20 protein-coding genes are annotated in these 19,385 nt (G+C 45.0%); 10 read left to right on the plus strand and 10 right to left on the minus strand.

All coding sequences use genetic code 11. From position 1 onward, the window contains the following. The 8 genes from pilM to pyrR all read left to right on the plus strand — a co-directional run bounded on the left by pilM (position 1) and on the right by pyrR (position 9,343). Positions 1-1,125 (plus strand): type IV pilus assembly protein PilM, encoded by a 1,125-nt coding sequence (pilM, locus tag QH73_RS16780; protein WP_039717045.1) that lies wholly within the window; start codon positions 1-3, stop codon positions 1,123-1,125. After that, positions 1,118-1,909 carry a PilN domain-containing protein gene (locus tag QH73_RS16785; protein WP_039717044.1) on the plus strand — a complete coding sequence of 264 codons (792 nt, stop codon included), beginning with the start codon at positions 1,118-1,120 and terminating at the stop codon, positions 1,907-1,909. Before pilM ends, QH73_RS16785 begins: the two co-directional genes overlap by 8 nt. After that, positions 1,906-2,655 (plus strand): pilus assembly protein PilO, encoded by a 750-nt coding sequence (locus QH73_RS16790; protein ID WP_039717043.1) that lies wholly within the window; start codon positions 1,906-1,908, stop codon positions 2,653-2,655. Before QH73_RS16785 ends, QH73_RS16790 begins: the two co-directional genes overlap by 4 nt. A 685-nt stretch (positions 2,656-3,340) precedes the next feature. Beyond that, a complete protein-coding gene (locus QH73_RS16795; protein WP_039717042.1) occupies positions 3,341-5,479 on the plus strand; it encodes a secretin GspD/PilQ domain-containing protein in 2,139 nt (712 codons plus the stop codon). Positions 5,480-5,684: 205 nt separating this feature from the next. Continuing rightward, on the plus strand, positions 5,685-6,158 hold the full coding sequence (locus QH73_RS16800; protein WP_039717041.1) for an OsmC family protein: 474 nt from the start codon (positions 5,685-5,687) through the stop codon (positions 6,156-6,158). A gap of 327 nt (positions 6,159-6,485) precedes the next feature. Beyond that, entirely contained in the window at positions 6,486-6,989 is a 504-nt protein-coding gene (locus QH73_RS16805) for a hypothetical protein (RefSeq protein WP_039717040.1), read from the plus strand. 209 nt (positions 6,990-7,198) lie between these two features. After that, the gene (locus QH73_RS16810) at positions 7,199-8,485 is read left to right on the plus strand and encodes an aminopeptidase P N-terminal domain-containing protein (protein WP_039717039.1); all 1,287 of its coding nucleotides are present in this window, start codon (positions 7,199-7,201) and stop codon (positions 8,483-8,485) included. Positions 8,486-8,806: 321 nt separating this feature from the next. Continuing rightward, positions 8,807-9,343 (plus strand): bifunctional pyr operon transcriptional regulator/uracil phosphoribosyltransferase PyrR, encoded by a 537-nt coding sequence (gene pyrR, locus QH73_RS16815; RefSeq protein WP_039717038.1) that lies wholly within the window; start codon positions 8,807-8,809, stop codon positions 9,341-9,343. Between the two features lie 10 nt (positions 9,344-9,353). Here pyrR and QH73_RS16820 read toward each other — a convergent pair whose 3' ends face one another. After that, positions 9,354-10,040, minus strand: coding sequence for a hypothetical protein (locus tag QH73_RS16820; RefSeq protein ID WP_052290215.1), 687 nt, complete (start codon positions 10,038-10,040; stop codon positions 9,354-9,356). A gap of 106 nt (positions 10,041-10,146) precedes the next feature. Between QH73_RS16820 and QH73_RS16825 the strand changes: the two genes are divergently transcribed. Continuing rightward, positions 10,147-11,109: a DUF6263 family protein gene (locus tag QH73_RS16825; RefSeq protein WP_039717037.1), complete on the plus strand. Its 963-nt coding sequence runs from the start codon at positions 10,147-10,149 to the stop codon at positions 11,107-11,109. Positions 11,110-11,252: 143 nt separating this feature from the next. Here QH73_RS16825 and QH73_RS16830 read toward each other — a convergent pair whose 3' ends face one another. The 3 genes from QH73_RS16830 to rplU form a co-directional block, all read right to left on the minus strand. Then, a complete protein-coding gene (locus tag QH73_RS16830; protein WP_039717036.1) occupies positions 11,253-12,233 on the minus strand; it encodes an XdhC family protein in 981 nt (326 codons plus the stop codon). 157 nt (positions 12,234-12,390) lie between these two features. Beyond that, positions 12,391-12,678: a 50S ribosomal protein L27 gene (gene rpmA, locus QH73_RS16835; RefSeq protein WP_015155423.1), complete on the minus strand. Its 288-nt coding sequence runs from the start codon at positions 12,676-12,678 to the stop codon at positions 12,391-12,393. A 95-nt stretch (positions 12,679-12,773) separates the two neighbouring features. After that, positions 12,774-13,181, minus strand: a complete 408-nt coding sequence (gene rplU / locus QH73_RS16840; protein ID WP_015155422.1) for a 50S ribosomal protein L21 — start codon at positions 13,179-13,181, stop codon at positions 12,774-12,776. A gap of 247 nt (positions 13,182-13,428) precedes the next feature. Between rplU and QH73_RS16845 the strand changes: the two genes are divergently transcribed. After that, positions 13,429-14,301, plus strand: coding sequence for an SDR family oxidoreductase (locus QH73_RS16845; RefSeq protein WP_039717035.1), 873 nt, complete (start codon positions 13,429-13,431; stop codon positions 14,299-14,301). A gap of 30 nt (positions 14,302-14,331) precedes the next feature. Here QH73_RS16845 and QH73_RS16850 read toward each other — a convergent pair whose 3' ends face one another. The 6 genes from QH73_RS16850 to cpcE all read right to left on the minus strand — a co-directional run bounded on the left by QH73_RS16850 (position 14,332) and on the right by cpcE (position 19,376). After that, positions 14,332-14,814: a hypothetical protein gene (locus tag QH73_RS16850; protein WP_039717034.1), complete on the minus strand. Its 483-nt coding sequence runs from the start codon at positions 14,812-14,814 to the stop codon at positions 14,332-14,334. A gap of 227 nt (positions 14,815-15,041) precedes the next feature. Further along, entirely contained in the window at positions 15,042-15,803 is a 762-nt protein-coding gene (gene cpcG4 / locus QH73_RS16855; RefSeq protein WP_039717033.1) for a phycobilisome rod-core linker protein CpcG4, read from the minus strand. A gap of 220 nt (positions 15,804-16,023) precedes the next feature. After that, a complete protein-coding gene (gene cpcG2 / locus QH73_RS16860) occupies positions 16,024-16,767 on the minus strand; it encodes a phycobilisome rod-core linker protein CpcG2 (protein WP_039717032.1) in 744 nt (247 codons plus the stop codon). A gap of 90 nt (positions 16,768-16,857) precedes the next feature. Next, positions 16,858-17,697 (minus strand): phycobilisome rod-core linker protein CpcG1, encoded by an 840-nt coding sequence (cpcG1, locus tag QH73_RS16865; RefSeq protein ID WP_039717031.1) that lies wholly within the window; start codon positions 17,695-17,697, stop codon positions 16,858-16,860. A 154-nt stretch (positions 17,698-17,851) separates the two neighbouring features. Then, positions 17,852-18,484 (minus strand): C-phycocyanin alpha-cysteine-84 phycocyanobilin lyase subunit CpcF, encoded by a 633-nt coding sequence (gene cpcF / locus QH73_RS16870; protein ID WP_039717030.1) that lies wholly within the window; start codon positions 18,482-18,484, stop codon positions 17,852-17,854. 73 nt (positions 18,485-18,557) lie between these two features. Further along, the gene (gene cpcE, locus QH73_RS16875; RefSeq protein WP_039717029.1) at positions 18,558-19,376 is read right to left on the minus strand and encodes a C-phycocyanin alpha-cysteine-84 phycocyanobilin lyase subunit CpcE; all 819 of its coding nucleotides are present in this window, start codon (positions 19,374-19,376) and stop codon (positions 18,558-18,560) included. Positions 19,377-19,385 lie beyond the last annotated feature (9 nt).

Genomic DNA, 19,385 nt, shown 5'->3' on the forward strand with positions numbered 1-19,385 from the left:
GTGATTGACCGTCTCAAAAGTTTACTGACAAAGCGTGGATGTGGAGTTGGCATTGAACTAGCTCCTGAACGAATTAATATAGCTCAACTGAAAAAGCAGCGACAGGGTTACAAACTGACAGCTTTTTCCTCCACCCCGGTTCCAGAAGGGCTGTTTCAAGATGGTCAAATTGCTGACCCTCCAGCCCTGGCAGAATTAATTCAAAAGGCACTAACTGAAACTAAAATCAAAGCCCAATGGGTAGCGACAGCCGTGCCTGGGCGAGAGTCGATCGTGCGGCTAATTCCCTTGCCAGCAGAGCTAAATGACCAAGAACTGAGGGAAATGGTACTGAATCACGAAGCTGGTTTGTACTTACCCTACCCGCGCGAAGAAGCTGATGTTGACTATCAAAAGCTAGGCTACTTCGTCGATGAAGATGGAATTGAGAAGGTACAGGTGCTGCTGGTGGCGACTCGCAAGCAAGTGACAGACACCTATATGGATACCTTCCAACATGCAGGGTTAAAAGTTAATGTCATAGAAATTAACAGTTTTGCCTTAATTCGCACGATTCGGGAGCAATTACGGACATATAGCACGAACGAAGGCGTAGCGCTCGTCGATGTCCAATTTGATAATACAGAAATTGCCATTATTGTTGATGGAGTGCCGCAATTTTCCCGTACTATTCCCATTGGGACGTATCAAATGCAGAGCGCGCTCCTGCGATCGATGAATTTACCTGCATCTAGGGACACTCAAATGTTGGAGTCATTCAATCTGCCACTGACTAGTGGGGATGATGATGACGAACCAGAAGATATGCCAGATGTAGATTCTGGCACTTTGGCAGTGATGCGAGTTTTAGCTGAATTAGCAGACGAATTGCGTCGCTCGATTGATTTTTACCTTAGTCAAAGTGAAAATTTGGAAATGGTACAGGTTCTTTTGTGCGGACCTGGCGGTGGTTTGGGCAACTTGAGTGAATTTTTCCAACAAAAGTTAAACATTCCCACAGCGCCAATCGATCCGGTAGCAGCACTGTCTTTAGATGTAGACGAGGAGAAAATTACTCCAATGCAAAGACCGGGATTGGGAACGGCGATCGGTTTAGGACTCAGAGGTGCATGGGGCAATGTATAGTTTAGACGTAAATTTTCTAAAAGACCGCGCCCCCCAGAAGTCAGGGTTTGCGACTGGTGGAAGCAAAACGCGGATGTCAGCGGTCGGTCAAACACCTCTATTTGTTGGAGCGGCTGTAGCGGCTGTGATTCCAGTGGTGGTTGGCGCTTGGTGGTTATTGTTACAAACGCAAAACACCCAGATGGAAAACAAACTAGCTGCGTTAGACGCAGAGTTAAACCGCTTGGGCTTGCAAGAAGAAGAATTGAAAAAAATTCAGGCTGAAACTAGCACATTGCAAACGGATACGAAAGCATTAGCTACTGTTTTCAACCAAATTCGCCCTTGGTCGGCAATGTTACAAGACTTGCGCGATCGCATTCCTAGAGCGGTACAAATTGAATCGATCAAGCAAATTCCGGCGATCGCCTCCTCTGGCGCACCACAACCACCTGCGGCAGCGGGTAATGCGGCTCCACCACCAGCCGCGAACCCAGCTGGTGGGATTGAAATTACTGGCAAGGCGCGATCGTTTAGCGATGTTAACGATTTCCTACTAACTCTGAAACAGTCAGCGTTCTTCCAAGCAACTGACACGCGAATTATTTCAGCAGAACTAGCCGAGGCTGCGGCATCAAATGAAAAATCAGCCGTAAAACCACCGTCACTTGTGAGATATACAATTCAATCTAACTTAAGTAATGTCCCAGCCGCCGATTTGCTCCAAGAGTTAGAGCGTAAAGGGACGTTAGGACTGGTGACTCGGATTCGCACCCTGCAACAAAAAGGAGTCATTCAACCATGACGATTAGTGAAGAATTTATTTCTGTAGAAGAAGATCTTGAGGCTGCACCGTCCTATCCTACTGTTTTTGGCGTGACTCTAACTCCAACGATTAGCGGAGCGCTGCTAGCAGTTGTTGGTCTTGGTTTAGGGGGTTATTTGTTTACTTCGTTCGTCACGCCAGCAATGCAAAAGCATGACGAGCTAACAGCAAAACAAAATGAAAAGCAAAACTTGGTGCAGCAAAAATCCGCTAGCATGGCGCAGAAGCAGCAAGTAGAAACAGAATTAGCGAAGGCGAAACAGCAAAAAGCAGATGTTTTAACTTTATTTGCTAGCGAAAGTACGCTCGATACTTTACTCATCGACCTGAATCGACTCGTACAGTCGGTTAATGGCAAGCAAAACGCTACTGCTAAATTGAAAAAATTTACGCCCGCCAATCAATCAGCTGAAACGATTTCAGATGGTTCGCTTGGTGCTGATGTCAATGGCAAACTCAAACGTCGAATAGTTGATATTAATATCTCTGGAACATTTGACCAAACTCAAGCGATTCTCCGAAGTATTGAACGATTGCAACCATTATTAATTGTGAGAGACTATCAATCAACAATGGTAGCTGCTACCGATAAGGATGGAAAACGTGCTGGCGGTGCGCCAAATATCGATACTTCCTTTAAATTACAGGCACTGATTCCCGTATCTCCAGAGGAAGCAGCAGCAGCGGCAGCAGCAGCGGCGAAGAAAGCAGAAGAGAAAAAGTGAATTCGGAATTCGGAAATTCGGAATTAAAGATCGGTCAGTTTGTAGGGGCGGGTTTATCAAAAATCGCTGGATTTAACTAAAGAAATCGATAATCCAGCCCTTATAGATATTGTAGTTAAGTTATCAAAGTTCATAGATTTTATAATTTTGAATTTTCGATAGGGGCTGATTTTCCAGTGAAATCTCGGGAGAAATTCGAGAACGCTACTAAATCTGCCCCATATTTGGAATTGGATATAAGATATGGGATTGCGATCGCAACCTAATTATCTAATTTTGTAGATATCATTATGTAACAAAATTACCGTACATTTACTGAGATTAGAGATAATACCAAGATGAAGACAAGGAATTATAAGTGAAAATTCGCTTGGGAAAAATGCCGAAATAAAGTTAGCTTGCTTGTGGAGTTTTTCAGGTGAAATTATCCCATTAATTCAGCCAACAGTTATCAAGCGCATGATGAAGAATCGATCTTACAAAAGCGCTTTCCAGTTCTGAAAAAATAGTTCTTTCATCCAAGGAATGAAATTGATAACTGATAACTGATAACTGATAACTGTTATAACTCATTCTATTTCTGTAAATTGTCAGGCGAATTTGCATTTACTAGCTTTCAAATTTAGGGCGATCGCCTGCAATGCGCGTAGAATACCTAAACTTTACTCAAAGTAGAAACAGAACTGTGAAACAGCTTCAAGGTAGTAACATACTATTTATCGGGGTAGCAGTCGCACTCGTTGCAGCGCCGCCAGTATGGGCAAAACCTGCAAAGGTAACAGCAGTCAAGCTAGATCCTACAAATAACGGCTTAAATGTGGTTTTGGAGACTTCCACAGCGGCTCGCCCCCAAGTCTTAACCAGCCAGCAGGGTAATACTCTAGTTGCAGATATTAGTAACGCTCAGTTGAACTTACCCGCAGGAAAAGATTTTCGTCAAGCCAAGCCAGCACCAGGTATTGATTCAGTAATTGTGACGCGACTCGACTCTAGTAGCATCCGGCTGATGGTCACTGGTACTACCAATGCTCCCAGCGGTCAAATGCAACGTAATGGTCAAAGTGTAACGTTTAGCGTTAGCTCTACGCCAGAAAGGATTGCCCAAGCAAAACCCGCTCCAACAACTGGTACGACATTGAAACCAGGGCAATCGGTAACAGTTCAAAAACCCCTTTTTCCCAATCCAGAAATTACAGTTGACGGAAAGCCAGTACCACCCTCAGCAATGCGCGGGAATCAAGCCCAACCGCCATTCTTGCCTAGAGCGGTTGCCCCACCAGTGGGAGATATGGCAATTTCCAACACCGATGCTTCTCCGGCTCTGATCGATCTTGGTAGCCAAGAACGAGTCCCGCGCCTAGTCTTACGGGATGCTCCCGTGCGCGAAGTCCTCTCCTTACTCGCCCGTGCTGCTGGTCTCAACTTAGCTTACACGACAGCCACACCTCAAGGACAACAAGGTCAACCAGCTCCGACTGCGCCTGGAGCGGGGGGAGCTGAGGGACCCAAAGTCACTCTCGATATTCAAGACGAATCCGTACAGGATGTTTTCAATCACGTACTGCGGATTACAGGCTTGCAAGCCAATCGGGAAGGACGCACGATTTTTGTCGGTCCCAGACTGCCTAATGAGGCTCGTAATCTAGTCACGCGCAGCTACAGGCTGAATCAGGTCACGGTAGGCGTAGCACTTAACTTTTTGGTCGCAATGGGTGCAGAAAGTGCCGTCAGCCGCGAACGCACGATCACCAGCGTTCAAGCCGTACCTGTAGGTGGCGGACAAGCTCCCGCAACCCAAACCCAAACCAGTACAGAGACGCGGATCGAAACCCAACGGATCGATTTTCAAGACTCTACACCCCTACTACGGGGATTAGAAGTCGTCGGTGACGAGCGGACGAACTCCGTTACACTGATTGGTTCTCCCAAGCAAGTTCAGGTGGCTAGCGCTCAACTAATCCAACTCGACTCTCGCCGTCGTCAGGTTGCAATTAACGTCAAGATTGCTGATATTAACCTCTTAGCAACTGAAGACATTAATACTAGCTTTTCGTTTGGGCTGGGTGACACTTTCTTTCAAAACAGTCGCGGTATTGGTGGAATCATCAACTTTGGTGTGAGAAACCCCGCGTCTGGGAGTGTCTTCAATGGCGCTCCTCCAGGGTTCGCCAGACAATTTCTCTCTCGTTTGCAAGCTCAAATTACAAGTGGCAATGCTAAGGTTTTGACCGATCCTACCCTGATCGTTCAAGAGGGACAGCAAGCTGCTGTCAACCTAACCCAAGAAGTGGTGGGTAACGTCACCAGAACCATTAGTCAGGGTACGGGTGGTCTCGGTCAAGATACCACGACAATTCAAAAAGAGCGAGTTGGTTTGACCGTTGGAATTAAGATCGAACGAATAGATGACAATGGTTTTGTTGCCCTATCTGTAGCTCCTACAGTCAGAGCAGTACAAGATCAGTATGCAGATCCAACTGGTAATTTGATTGCTTTAATTAACGAGCGATCGCTGACTTCTGGACTAATTCGCCTGCGAGATAATCAAACTTTAATCTTGTCAGGTATCATTCAAGAGTCAGACCGAACCAGCGTCGATAAGGTTCCCATTCTAGGAGATATTCCGATTCTTGGCGCACTGTTTAGAAGTACTAATAAGACGAACCAACGTCAAGAAGTCATCGTGTTGTTGACTCCTCAAATTATCGACGATTCAGAGCGATCGTCATCTATGGGATATAACTATAATCCCAGTCCCGATGCGCGTCAAATGCTAGAACGCAGCCAAAATCGCAAAGTTCAAGCACCTAATAGTAGTCGATAGATCGCTAAAGATTTACCATTGATTTCAAACTTCGGCACGAAAGATCCCCCCAACCCCCCTTAAAAAGGGGGGCAATAGATCGAAAAGGGTGCAATGGAATCAGTGCTAGTGTTGCGATCGCTGAAAGTTATGCTAAGTTAAATTTCTTGTAGGATGCGAAATTTCGCATCTTTTTTATTATCTTCTACGAAGGGTTATTCACAAAATGAAACCCAAAACACATACTTATACTGTCAAAGTTGAATGGACTGGAAATCTAGGACAAGGAACGAGTCATTACAAAACATATACACGCAATCACGAGATTTCTGTAGCTGGAAAGCCAACAATTTTAGCCTCATCAGACCCAGCTTTTCGCGGTGACTCTACCCGATATAATCCAGAAGAATTACTAGTAGCATCACTCTCTACCTGTCATATGCTTTGGTATTTGCATTTATGTGCCGAAGCTGGGATTGTTGTTATTAGTTATATTGATAACCCTACTGGCACGATGATGGAAACCGATAATGGTAGCGGACGCTTTACAGAAGTTACGCTGAAACCAAGCATAACTATCAACACAGCCAGCGATCGCGAACTAGCGATTGCCTTACATCATAAAGCACACGACAAGTGTTTTATTGCCAATTCCGTGAATTTTCCAGTACATTGCCAAAGCGCGATCGCTTCTATCTAAAGTCTGACACATACATTTCGGAAGTGGCTCTATAGAAAGATGCCATATCTATTTATATTTGTTCAGCTAGATAATATCTAAATAATTTAGGAAAACACTATGAGAATCTTTTTTTGGACAACTCTGTCCTTTGTAATTGTAGGTGCAATTATGCTACTTCTCCAACCTATTATTGACTTTCACTAGCACATTGTCTTCTTAAAAAACCTTCCCAATCCCTACAAAAATCTAAGGCAACACTTAGCGCCTTTGCTACGCCAGTCACCTCAACGGGGGGAACCCGCGCACGGTGCTGGCTCGCCTTTGCGTGACATTTTCTTTAAAACCATGAATTATCTAGTAGCAGTCTTACCAAACCGCATCCAAGCAGAAGCAGCCTATACAGCACTTGAAAAAGAAGGACTACCCAAAGAGCAAATTAACATCCTCGGTCAAGGCTACAAAAGTGCAGACGAATTTGGTTTCATCAACCCCAACGAACAAGCCCGTAAAGGAGCAAGTAGACTAGTAACATGGCTCGTCCCCTTTGGCTTTGCCGCAGGCTATCTCTTCAACTTACTCACAGGCATTGAAATTATTCCAGCATTAGGCGCGATCGGCAACCATCTCATCGCAGGTGTCTTAGGTGCAGTTTCCGGCGGATTAGGCGCGTATTTCGTTGGTGGCGGTGTAGGGTTAACTGTAGGCAGTGGTGACGCATTACCCTATCGCAACCGCCTGAATGCAGGCAAGTATCTAATTGTCATAGAAGGTACAGAAGAACTCACCCGACAGGCAACGCGAATATTGCGATCGTTTGAACCAGAAAACATTCAGGGATATGCTGGCTAGTAAGTCAAAAGTCAAAAGTTAAAAGTCAAAAATTGTCGGGGCTGGTTCACCAGAAATACTGGTCAGAGTCAAAGACAATTGGTAAACCCGCCCGTACACAAGTCAGAAGTCAGGAGTCAGAATTAACCGGTCACTGATAACTGATAACTGATAACTGAAAATAGCTGTTCCATCTACAATACTGATAAAAGCATACAGATCGAGCAGCTATGCAAGCAGAGTACCGCCAGCGTCGCGAACAGTTGATGGCTAAAATTGGCAACGGCACGGCAATTTTTCGCAGTGCGCCAATGGCAGTCATGCACAACGATGTAGAATACAACTATCGCCAAGATAGCGATTTCTTCTATTTAACAGGGTTTGACGAACCGGAAGCTGTTGCCGTCTTAGCACCCCACCACGCCGAACACCGCTTTATTTTATTTGTCCGTCCCAAAGAAAGAGAAAAAGAAGTTTGGACGGGCTATCGTTGTGGTGTAGAAGGGGCAAAAGAAATCTATGGGGCAGACGAAGCTTATCCGATTACCGAACTCGACGAAAAGCTGCCGCAGTATTTAGAAAAAGCAGATAAAATCTATTATCGTCTGGGACGCGATCGCAATTTTAACGAAAAAGTCCTGCACCACTGGCAGCGCCTCATGGCAACTTATCCCAAACGCGGTACGGGACCAATCGCTATTGAAGATGCTGGCGTAATTTTACACAGCATGAGACTAGTAAAAAGTCAAGCAGAATTAGAATTGATGCGGCAAGCTGCTGCTATTTCTGTTGAGGCACATAACTACGCCCAAGAAATCGCCAGCCCAGGACGTTATGAGTATGAAATTCAAGCGGAAATGGAACGAATCTTTCGCTTGCGGGGTGGGACGGGTGTAGCCTATCCTTCAATTGTGGCTTCGGGAGAAAACGCTTGCATTCTGCACTACATCGAAAATACGCGCCAGATGCAAGATGGCGACTTACTGTTAATTGATGCAGCCTGCGCCTACGGTTATTACAACTCCGATATTACCCGTACCTTCCCCGTAAATGGCAAGTTTACAGGCGAACAGAAAGCGTTGTACGACATTGTACTAGAAGCGCAAAAACAAGCGATCGCCCAAGTTCAACCAGGCAACCCCTACAGCGCTTTTCACGATACCGCCGTCCGCGTCCTCACCGAAGGATTAGTCGAACTTGGCATTCTGCAAGGACAAATTGACGACTTAATTAAAGAAGAAAAATACAAACCTTTCTACATGCACCGTACCGGACATTGGTTAGGATTAGATGTTCACGATGTCGGTGTTTATCAACATGGTGACTCCCCCCAAATTTTACAACCAGGACAAGTACTGACAGTAGAACCAGGACTTTACATCGTACCGCAGACTCAACCCGCCGAAGGACAACCCGCGATCGATCCGCGTTGGGAAGGAATCGGCATTCGGATTGAAGATGATGTCCTCGTCACCGAAACCGGACACGAAATCTTAACCGCAGGAGTCCCGAAATAATCAGTTATCAGTTATCAGTTATCAGTTATCAGTGGTAATTGGTATTTTCACTACTCCCGGTACGGGCGGGTTTATCTACACAATTCTCGATTGTTTCAAGGATATCCTGTCAAAACCCGCCCCTACGACTCCCGACTCCCGTACGGGCGGGTTTAATCGCGGAGTTATTTGTTTTTTACAGGGATCTTTCAAAAACCCGCCCCTACGACTCCCGACTCCCGGTACGGGCGGGTTTATCTGCACAATTCTCGATTGTTTCAAGGATATCCTGTCAAAACCCGCCCCTACGACTCCCACTCTCCCACTCCCATTTCCCCACATATGCCCCAAAAAATCGTTGAAATCCTCTCAGCCGATGAACTCCGGCGAACAGTTACCCGCCTTGCTTCTCAAATTGTGGAAAGATGTCGCGACCTTTCCCAGTTGGTCATTTTAGGCATTCACACTAAAGGGGTTCCCTTGGCGCAAATCTTAGCTAGTCAAATTGAAATGCTAGAAGGTGTTTCTGTCCATGTGGGGGCGTTAGATATTACTTTCTATCGGGATGATTTAGACAAAATTGGTGTGCGAACACCAGCTAAGAGTGACATTCCTCTGGATCTAACTGGCAAAATCGTTTTATTAGTAGATGATGTCATTTACAAAGGGCGGACGATTCGCGCCGCCCTCAATGCTGTGAACGAGTATGGTAGACCAGAATCGATTTGGTTAGCGGTACTTGTAGATCGGGGTCATCGCGAATTGCCAATTCATCCAGATTTTATCGGCAAACAGCTACCCACGGCAAAAGACGAACAAGTCAAGGTCTATTTGCAAGATTTGGATGGCAGAGATGCGGTAGAGTTAATTGGAAATTAGACGAATACCATCACCAACGGCTGGAAGTGACTTCAGTCTGGACGCGACAGCGAACGAGATATTCAAAATGATATAGGTAAGCGGCGATCGCAGTCCGCCCGATAACTGGTGCTGAAAATAAATGTTTTGGATCGTCCCAAGCAAACAACATTAATAAGTATTTAATTACAGAATTTTCCGAAGAATCGTAGGGACATATTGCAATAATAATTGCTATAGCCAAGATTGTAGATACTGCGATCGCTAACCAAGCAAATAGCCCTTCCCAGCAACTCATTATCCCAGGAAAAAAGCTATCACTTTCCTCGGTTGGAGCAGATTGAGTATCGGGAAAAAAGTGGTCTAATATGAGGTGGAGCCAATGATGGATGAAGGCAATAATTAGAATTGGCGCAAGCAGAGATAAAACGGATAAACACCAACTCATCTTAGTAGATAAATGTTCGCTAATAAATCGAATCAAGGGAATGCTAGTTTGTTTAATAATTAGCGTGACAACTCCCATTAACAGTGTTAGTAGAATGGCACTCATCCAAGCACCTGTAGCGGGAAACCAAGTAAGAGAGTTCTTTTTCATAAATAGAAAACCATAGACACGCAAACGGTAATTATTTAGATAATCCGTGCGATCGCGCTGAATTTGCTTCAGTGAGAATACCAGATATTGAAATCTGTATTTCCACTGTTGGAAATACATCTTTATGAAGCATATGTTTTTATAGTAATCAGTTATCAGTTATCAGTTATCACGCACTCTTTCGATCTCAACAACTAACAATCAACAACCAATTACCCAAAAATAGATGAAAAAAATATTATTTTACAGCTTTATTTGCTGTCTAGTTACTGCTTCGGGATTGGCAGTCAATGCAGAAACACCATCCCTAGTTAAGCAACAAGCAAAAACTCAAATTGCAACTGCTACGACAAAGCCTCAAGTAGAACTATTAGAAGCTGGAGATGAACCACGGCAAGAACTACGCTTTCGTCCCCAGGTAAATGCAAAACAGACAGCTACTATGACCTTACAAATGGATACAGATATATCTATGGCAGGTCAAACAATGCCGAAAGTTGATTTACCACCAATAACAGTTGCTATGGATGCAGTAGTAACAAAAGTCGATCCTAACGGTAACATTCACTTCAAATGGTCTTATTCTAATGTAGATGTCATGAACTCTACCAGCTTGCCACCACAGGTACTGGAAGCGATGCGATCGCAAATGAAAAAGATGGTTGGTACGAGTGGATCTTTCATCATCGATAATCGCGGACAAATTCAAACAGCTAAATTTGCGTCGTCTCAGAAGTCAGATGCAAATTTCAAACAATTCTCAGAGCAGATGTCAACTTCTTTCGACCAAATGTCTTCACCTTTGCCTCAAGAAGCAATTGGTATTGGGGCTAAATGGCGTGTCACAACTAAACCTTCTCTTTTGGGAATGAGTGTGAAGCAAACAATAACATATGAATTGGTGAATCTAAAAGATAATATAGCAACTTTAAATATATGGTTTGAGCAGCACGCTAACCCACAAAAATTAACTCTACCAGAAATACCAAGCGGAGCTACTGTAACTCTAAAATCATTTGAATCTAAAGGTGATGGGAGGTTGATGATGCAGCTCGATCGCCCTTTTCCGCTTCGTGCTAATCTGATTGCAAACTCTGAAAATGAGATGAGTATTCAGCAGACTGGTAAAGCAGGTGAAGCGACTAGAAACAGCAAATTTCACATGAAACTTAATCTTCTATCGAAGTAATACTATCTGATAATAAAGGCACTAAATTTAGCATCAGGTAACTGCAAGTCGCGTCTACACAGACAAAACTCACCTGCGAGGGTTAAGAAGTTTGACTTTCCATGAGTCCGCGCAGGCGGACTTGGTTTGTATAGTCGCGAATTCTATTCGCTTAAGCTAATCCTTAGCTGTGATAAAGGGCGACCCGTACCACCTCGACGCACTAAAATTAATTCGGCGCAGATACTTACAGCAATTTCTTCTGGTGTCAGCGCTCCAATATCTAAACCGATTGGTGCATAGAGCGATCGCAATTTATTTGCAGGAATACCCTCTGTTTCTAGCGCTTGAATCACCTGACGTACCCGCTTTTCACTCCCAATCGTACCGATATATTTACACGCAGGATTTCGAGCTAACAAAACTTTTAAAGCTGCTAAATCGTACTGAAAACCTCGCGTTACTAGTGCTGCATAAAGTTGCGTATGAGTTGCTAATTGCGTCACAACTGAGGCGATCGCTTGGTGATAAATTGCGGTTGCTTGGGGATAGCGTTCTCGGTTTGCCCACTCTGGGCGTTCGTCTTGAATAATAACTTGAAATCCAATTGTATGAGCAACTTTTGCTAATTGTTCTCCTACGTGTCCCGCCCCGACGATTAATAAAGTTGGTGGCGGTTGTAGAGTTTCAATAAAAGATTCTTCGGTGGCAATCAAAGTATTTTCTGATAATAAATATGGCGATTTGTCAAGGGCAAAAGGAGTAACGAGGGTAGCTGTTTGTCCCGACTGGAGTAAATTGAGAATTCGAGCGACAAGGGCGATCGCCTCTTTACCAGACCACCTTTCCAACCAGATCTGCATGATTCCGCCGCAAATTCCTTGGGTTTGCCGTTGGGGTGCGCCAGTCAGATCGATCTCTACCAATTGCTTTTCGCCTGTTTCCAGCACGATCGCTGCTTGACGAATGACTTTTGCCTCTCCCGCACCACCACCGATGGTATTGTAGGTACGACCGTCAGCACAGATCATCATCTTGGCTCCTACTTCTCTGGGAACCGAGCCTTTAATGGCGATCGCGGTTGCTAGTACGACTGCTCCTTTTTCTAATGCTTGAGCGAGTTGCTGGTAGCAATTAATAGTCATTAGACTTATTTTGAAAATTAAGAGTCGGTAGGGACGTATACCCACACACTGCTATGAAATAAGGCTACTGCATGTAGCCAGTAGCCTGAGTAATTCTTAGTCCGCAAAGGCGGACTTTGTTTGTGTAGATGCGAATTCAATTCGCGCTCTAACCAATCTACGCTGTAGCTGCTGCGGGTTCAGCCGCAGTTGCAGGAGCATATACGCTCACCTTCTTGCGGCTTTTACCCTTTCTTTCAAACGTCACTACGCCATCAATCAGGGCAAATAAAGTATCATCGCTACCGATGCCGACATTGTTACCAGGGTGAAACTTCGTTCCCCGTTGCCGTACCAAAATATTACCTGCCCGCACGACTTGACCACCAAAACGCTTAACACCTAGACGTTGAGCATTAGAGTCGCGACCGTTGCGAGTACTACCTGTTCCTTTCTTATGAGCCATTGTATCCTCTGCGCTATTTTTTCTATCTCTACTTCATTATTACGAGCCGAGCGCGATCTACCCAAGATTTAAGGATGTTGCGATCGCCCCCCATTCTATTCTGATGCAGTTTCCTCTGTGGTTTCAGCAGGCGCTTGACTAGCTGAAGTCTCAGTCGTAGCCGCTGCTTGAGCTGTCAACTTGGAACCATTGAGGTTAATCGAGTCAATCATCAGTCTGGTGATTTCTTGCCGATGTCCCCGCTTTTTGCGCGTCTTTTTCTTGGGCTTCATCTTGTACACCAAGACTTTACGCCCTCGTAGGTGTCGTACCACTGTTCCTTCTACGGTTGCGCCGTTAATTAACGGTTGCCCGACGGTAACATTGCCGTCGTGCTGCACCAACAAAACTTTTTCAATAGTCACTGTTGCATCAGGTTCTGCTGCCAGGAGTTCGATATCATAAAAACGCCCTGGTTCTACCCTCAGCTGCTTACCACCGGTTTCAATAATTGCGTAGGTCATGAGTTTGTAATGATTGTGCCGTACAGGTAGCTGATTGCTCGATTTGAGAACATTTCAGCTTTTGTGTTCGGTCTACCTGATCCGAGCCGGAATTAGACAGACGATCTACAATTATACCTTGATGCTTGACGTAGAAGTCAAGAAAGTTTGGAGCAAGCGGAAAATGCAATTAGCAAGAAACGGCGATCGTATCCCGTGACTACAAGTAATGTACAACAAAAGAATATACAGTTCAAAAAGCGATCGCATGAAAAAACTTCTAGTTACTGGCGCAAGTGGTTTTTTAGGTTGGCATTTATGTCAGTTGGCAAAACAGCAATGGGATGTATATAGTACGTACTTTTCCCATGAAATAGAAATTCCAGGCGTGACGATGCTTAAAATCGATTTGCGAGATTTTCAAGCACTCAAGCATCTGTTTCAACAAATTCAACCTTCAGCTGCAATCCATACTGCGGCGCAGTCAAGTCCCAATTATTGCCAAACTCATGCAGAAGAGTCATACGCGATTAATGTGATGACTTCTTTAAATATTGCTGGATTGTGTGCAGATTATGGCATCCGCTATATTTTTACTTCTACTGACTTAGTTTTTGATGGTTTAAACGCGCCTTATCGGGAAATAGATCCGGTATCTCCTGTGAATGCTTATGGAGAGCAAAAAGTTCAAGCTGAAGAGGGAATTTTAACACGTTATCCCTTGGGGACAATTTGTCGAATGCCTTTAATGTTTGGTATGGCAACGCCAACAGCGACTAGTTTTATGCAGCCTTTTATGCAAACTCTACAAGATGGAAAAGAATTAGCATTATTTACAGATGAATTTCGTACTCCTGCCAGTGGTACGACAGCAGCTAAGGGGCTTTTGATGGTGTTAGAGAAGCAGATTCAAGGTATGATTCATTTAGGTGGAAAAGAGCGGTTATCGCGTTATGATTTTGGTCGGTTACTTGTAGAGGTATTTCAACTTCCTGCAACTGGATTAAAATCGTGTCGTCAGCAAGATGTAAAAATGGCTGCGCCTCGACCTGCTGATGTTTCTTTAGATAGTTCTCAGGCTTTTCATTTGGGATATCAGCCTCTTTCTGTAAAAGAAGAGTTAGAGGTTTTGCGAAGCTAAGTCTGTTATGTTTGCGATCGCACCAGTTGGTTATTTTTCTTCTACTAGCTTAGCAATTTCGATTGCTAAAGTATTATATCCAATTTCTTTACAGGCAAAAGCTAGAGCGCACAAAGCATAATCTCGTTCGTCAACGTCTTCTAACGTTTTGGCAAGTTGTAAAGCTCGATCTAATAGATTTAATCCTTTATCTTCTATACCGAGCTTGACATATCCACTACCTATTTTACTAAATTCAGTTATTTTTGTAGATCTGTCGGAGATTGCTTGAGTAGCTTCCAAGGCTCGATCTAAAATTTCCAAACACTTATCTGCTAATTTTATTTCTATACACGCGATCGCCAATTCGTTTAAGTAATATGCTTTAGTAGCAATATCGGCGATCGTTTCAACTTGTTCCAAGGCATCAGCCGATAATCGCAAAGCACTATCTCTGTGTATTGGCTTGACTTGCTTGCGCAACTTACTAATTAGAAACTGAATTCTTTCTTCAAGTGTAAAATGGTTCTCCATTCCGACTCTTCTGGATTGAGCATCTTTGCTCGCCCAGATATGTAAGTTCTCTATGAAATATTTTACTAATGATAGATGACTAAAGATCGATGACCAAAAATTACTGGGTCTAACTACCACTTGGCTCAAATCATAACTCACAGCACAACTGCTAGTTATAAATTGAATCAGCGTGGAAACTAGACCCAGTGAATTAAATCAAAAATAAAGCTGAAATTTAATCAACTCTATTTTCTACCACGGGATGGTACTAGACTTAGATAGTCAAGGTCAAAGGCAGAAACGCGCTGAGCGTAATTACCTTTGTTATTAATCGATGCTGCCATATCAGCATACTTGCGAGGATCTCCTTCCCGCAGCTGCTTTTCTTTCGACTTGCGGCTGTAGAACTGATCCAGGGTAAAGCGCCAGTCTGTTTTGACTGTACCAGCAGTTTCGCGGAAATCGTCACCGTAACGAGGGGTAACGAGATTGAAGGGTCTACCTTCCATCCGCTTGCGCTGGAAAGGAACGATGTAATCTCCAAATGCATCGGTGTATTCGTCGCTGTCTAGCAAAGCATCTACTAAACCGTAGAATCCTTTCGTACCGATGACAATTGACCAAGCAATTTGTTCTTCTTTGTTGTAAGAAGAACGACCTAAGAAACGCTTGAGGCAAATATCTACAAGTCGGTAGTTATTGTTAACTGAAACTACCATTTCGTAGAATCTTTCCGACTTAGCTAAGCCGCGAATAAAGTCGCGCACGGTAATTGCGCGATTCTTCAACTGCGATTCTAGTTGAATTTGGCGGTTGATTCTAAGAGTTTCGTGTTCGCTAAATACCTGACGGTAAGCAGCCCAAATTAACTCTTGAATCTCTGCTGGAGAATTAGCATCTTCCACACGATAGATGTATGGAGTGTCTTCGTTTTGATCCGCAACGCCAAAGCTGCGGACTCTATGATTTTGCGTAGTTGGTTTGTAATCGAGTAACGGCAGTGCCATGAGGGATTCTCCCGTCTAGGTTAATCGCACAAAATGAAAACAGATAAATTCAAACTGAATTTATCGATCGCTTTCCATGAATTGGAAAGTTTTTGAAACAAGCAAAGCCTATATGTATAGAGCTTTCTAGCTTATTATCCCACGTAGGGTAGGCAGAATGTTGGTTCGTGAGTAAGTCAATCTGTGGCTGTTAGATTTTCCTACTATTAAACTTTCAAAATTACAGCCGCACGGGAAAACTTGCTGAAGGATTGATAGAAACGGGCGTTGTTGATTTTTCCTTCCGTGACGTATCAGGAATGCTAATATTAGCCGTGCTAACTGGCTGGGGTGTTACGGTTCTGATATTCAGCGATCGCGCCATGTCAAAGAAGTTGCTAATCGCGCCAGATTTATAGCGTTCGGTTTCCTCTTTATCGCGCCAGTAGTCAGCGTAACGCGGTGTTACCAAATTAAACGGTCTGTCTTTAAACCGTCGTCTTTGGTAGGGTACGGTAGTATCGCCAAAATTCTGCTGGTACTCTTCGCTATCAATTAGTGCATCGACAAAACCACCCCAGCCAAGGGTAGCAATTTTAATCGACCAAGCAATTTCTTCGTCTTTGTTGTAAGATGCACGTCCTAGCAACCGCTTTAGGGCAATATCTACGAGTCGATAGTTCGAGTTTGTTTCTACCACCAAGCGGCGGAACGATGCTGACTTAGCTAAACCGCGAATAAAGTCCCGCACGGTGATAGCGCGATTCTTCAGTTGAGATTCTAGCTGTTCTTGGCGATAGAATTTGAGAATTTCGTGTTCGCTAAAAACTTGGCGATACGCAGCCCAAATCAATTCTTGATTATCGCTGGGTTCTGTACAATCTTCCAAGCGATAAATCCAAGGAGTATCTTCACTTGGAACTTCGTAACCAGCCACCCGCTGATTTTGCGAACTGGGTTTGTATTCAAGGAGGGGTATTGACATATTTACTAGGGTTAAGGGGTAAGGGGTAAGGGGTAAGGGGTAGGAGGCAAGAGGTAAACTTCTTCCTTGTCTCCCTTGTCCCCCTTGTCTTCAGTTCCTCGGATCGGAGGGAATATAGTCGTAGGGTAGAGCGACTTTGGTACGTTTGATCGAGGTTTGGGGCAACGTGTCTTTGCGTGTCGTGTCGGGGATCTCCATTGTTGAGATTTGGGAGAGAACCCGATCGCGCGATCGCTGATAGTTGACTTGTGGAGTCAATATCCCACCAGCCATTGCGAAGAAGTTAGAGGGAATTGCCTGACGCACCAATTCTTTCGTAACATCTCCAGTCTTGCGGGCGCGGTAGTAGCCACTACCTTGTGAGGTGCGAACGCTTTCGCGATCGCGCCAGTCGCCGTTATAACGTGGGTTTACCAAGTTAAAGGGACGACCTTTATAACGACGGCGTTGATAGGGTACGATGTCGTTGCCGAAGTTTTCGCGGTACTCTTCGCTATCGACGATCGCATCGATAAAGCCGTTCAAGCCTTTGGTAGCGATGACAATTGACCAAGCGATTTGCTCTTTTTGGTTATAAGTAGCGCGTCCTAAAAATCGTTTAAAGGAGATATCCACTAAGCGATAGTTAGAATTGGTTTCTCCAACTAACTCGCGGTAGACATCCGATTTACCCAAACCGCGAACAAAATCCCGCACGGTGATAGCCCGGTTACGGAGTTGAGATTCGAGGAAGGGTTGGCGATAGCTTTCAATAATTAGGTGTTCGCTGAAGATTTGGCGATAACCCGCCCAGATAATTTCATCGATATCCGATGCCGAGGAAGTATCTGTTAAGCGATAGCCAATTGGCGTATCTTCGCTAGGAACTTCGTAACCCTCAACCCGCTGATTTTGGCTGGAGGGTTTGACTTCAAGTAATGGTATTGACATTTTTCAGTTATCAGTTAACAGTTGTCAGTTGTCGTAGGGGCGGTTTTTTTGAGCATAGCTGTACTAAAATCAACAGTTCTGCGGTTAAACCCGCCCGTACAATTGTTAGATGTCGGTGAGTCAAGCAAGAGGCAAGAGGTTTCTGACTTACGACTTACGACTTACGACTTACGACTTCATTTATTGCTAGTTGGGCGCGGGCGCGGACTGCTGGATCGGCATCAGACTCAATCATTTGCATTAAATGAGGCTGAATTTTTGCTTGTAGGTCTGATAGTTGTAACAAACCATGCAAGCCGACTACAGCCGCGTAACGAATCGACCAGTCGGAGTCTTGAGAGACTGAGAGTAAGGTTTTCAAGGCTTGATGTTGAGCTGCCGTGCGATCGGCTGGAGTGGCGATCGCTTGCCAACACATGCTGCCTAACCCCTTAGCCGCTGCCCTGCGGACGCTGGGAGCAAAGTCTGTTGCTGCTGCTGTCGCCAACACTTCTAAAGCAAGAGGGTCGGCGATCGCCGCTATAGCGCGAATGCTATAAGCTCTGGCTCCGTAGTTATAGCCATCCAATTTGTCAATTAACGGCTGTACTGCTTTCGCACCCAATTGCGTTAACCCTTCTACCGCTGCTACTGCGGCAACTGGGTTGTTGTACCCCAGGACAGCAATTAAAGTTGCAATCCCCGCCTCATCTTTCGCTGCTGCCAGCGATCGCACCGCCGCCACCAAGCTTTCGGGCGAATCTGCCCGATCTACGGCTTGAATGAGGTTTTGGGTTGAGGTGGTCATGGGAGTGGCTAGTGGCTAGTGGCTAGTGACTGGGGAGGGAGAGGCTAAACTCTACACTCTTTGCCTTTTGCCTTTACAACAAAGAATCCATCAGACTCATCAACCGGATGGCTGGGTCGGAAAGTTGAGTAGGCTGGGTTTGCAATTGCGACTCTAGGAGTCCTTTGAGGGAGAGGAGTTTGAAGCTATTTTCCGCCCTACAGGAGGCGATCGCTGCGGCTGCACCGATGTAACCAATTGCCCCCAAATCTGATAAAACGACCCGTCGCAATTTCAGGTCGTCGCTGTTCAACCCAGCTACTAAGCGCTGTCCGTAGCTATCTTCTTGAGTCAGCTGGTACATTGCCCGCAGTGCCGCATATTGGATTTTGGGACTGGGATGCTCTGTAAATGGCTGAATCAGAGATATGGCTTCTTTCGCTTGTAGCGCTCCCAAAGCTTCGAGAACGCTATCGTAGGGCTGGGTGAGATGAGGTCTACCTGGTACGTCAACAGCTGCATCAACACCGCCGTCCAACAGTTTCGTCAATGCGGGGATAGCAGATGGATCGCCTAACATGGCTAAAGATTGGGCTGCGGCTTCCCTGACGTAGAAATCATCGCAGTCCAAACAGCAAATAAGCCCTGGGACTGCTCGCCGATCGCTCAGCTTGCCCAAGGCTCTTGCTGCATTACGGCGCAGGGGATAACCGCCTAATTCTGTCCGGTCGGCTTCATCTTCTAAGGCAGCGATCAAAACATCAACGGCGGCTGGTTCTCGGACGCGAAATTTGCCCAACCACCAAGCTGCGTAATAACGCAAGCTTAGATCTGGCGATCGCAAGTTGGCGATCGCTTGTTCCACCGTTAATCCTGTTGCTGCTACCTCTAGTTCTTCCGCACTAGACTCCATTGCGTCAAA

This window comes from Scytonema millei VB511283, assembly GCF_000817735.3.
In the GTDB taxonomy this organism is placed as follows: Bacteria; Cyanobacteriota; Cyanobacteriia; order Cyanobacteriales; family Chroococcidiopsidaceae; genus Chroococcidiopsis; species Chroococcidiopsis millei_B.

Excerpts from the sequence above, each read along its gene's own strand:
- QH73_RS16785 (WP_039717044.1), top strand. The coding sequence starts at position 1,118 with ATGTATAGTTTAGACGTAAATTTTCTAAAAGACCGCGCCCCCCAGAAG.
- QH73_RS16790 (WP_039717043.1), top strand. The coding sequence starts at position 1,906 with ATGACGATTAGTGAAGAATTTATTTCTGTAGAAGAAGATCTTGAGGCT.
- QH73_RS16800 (WP_039717041.1), top strand. The coding sequence starts at position 5,685 with ATGAAACCCAAAACACATACTTATACTGTCAAAGTTGAATGGACTGGA.
- QH73_RS16805 (WP_039717040.1), top strand. The coding sequence starts at position 6,486 with ATGAATTATCTAGTAGCAGTCTTACCAAACCGCATCCAAGCAGAAGCA.
- QH73_RS16810 (WP_039717039.1), top strand. The coding sequence starts at position 7,199 with ATGCAAGCAGAGTACCGCCAGCGTCGCGAACAGTTGATGGCTAAAATT.
- pyrR (WP_039717038.1), top strand. The coding sequence starts at position 8,807 with ATGCCCCAAAAAATCGTTGAAATCCTCTCAGCCGATGAACTCCGGCGA.
- QH73_RS16820 (WP_052290215.1), bottom strand. The coding sequence starts at position 10,040 with ATGTATTTCCAACAGTGGAAATACAGATTTCAATATCTGGTATTCTCA.
- QH73_RS16825 (WP_039717037.1), top strand. The coding sequence starts at position 10,147 with ATGAAAAAAATATTATTTTACAGCTTTATTTGCTGTCTAGTTACTGCT.
- QH73_RS16830 (WP_039717036.1), bottom strand. The coding sequence starts at position 12,233 with ATGACTATTAATTGCTACCAGCAACTCGCTCAAGCATTAGAAAAAGGA.
- rpmA (WP_015155423.1), bottom strand. The coding sequence starts at position 12,678 with ATGGCTCATAAGAAAGGAACAGGTAGTACTCGCAACGGTCGCGACTCT.
- rplU (WP_015155422.1), bottom strand. The coding sequence starts at position 13,181 with ATGACCTACGCAATTATTGAAACCGGTGGTAAGCAGCTGAGGGTAGAA.
- QH73_RS16845 (WP_039717035.1), top strand. The coding sequence starts at position 13,429 with ATGAAAAAACTTCTAGTTACTGGCGCAAGTGGTTTTTTAGGTTGGCAT.
- QH73_RS16850 (WP_039717034.1), bottom strand. The coding sequence starts at position 14,814 with ATGGAGAACCATTTTACACTTGAAGAAAGAATTCAGTTTCTAATTAGT.
- cpcG4 (WP_039717033.1), bottom strand. The coding sequence starts at position 15,803 with ATGGCACTGCCGTTACTCGATTACAAACCAACTACGCAAAATCATAGA.
- cpcG2 (WP_039717032.1), bottom strand. The coding sequence starts at position 16,767 with ATGTCAATACCCCTCCTTGAATACAAACCCAGTTCGCAAAATCAGCGG.
- cpcG1 (WP_039717031.1), bottom strand. The coding sequence starts at position 17,697 with ATGTCAATACCATTACTTGAAGTCAAACCCTCCAGCCAAAATCAGCGG.
- cpcF (WP_039717030.1), bottom strand. The coding sequence starts at position 18,484 with ATGACCACCTCAACCCAAAACCTCATTCAAGCCGTAGATCGGGCAGAT.
- cpcE (WP_039717029.1), bottom strand. The coding sequence starts at position 19,376 with ATGGAGTCTAGTGCGGAAGAACTAGAGGTAGCAGCAACAGGATTAACG.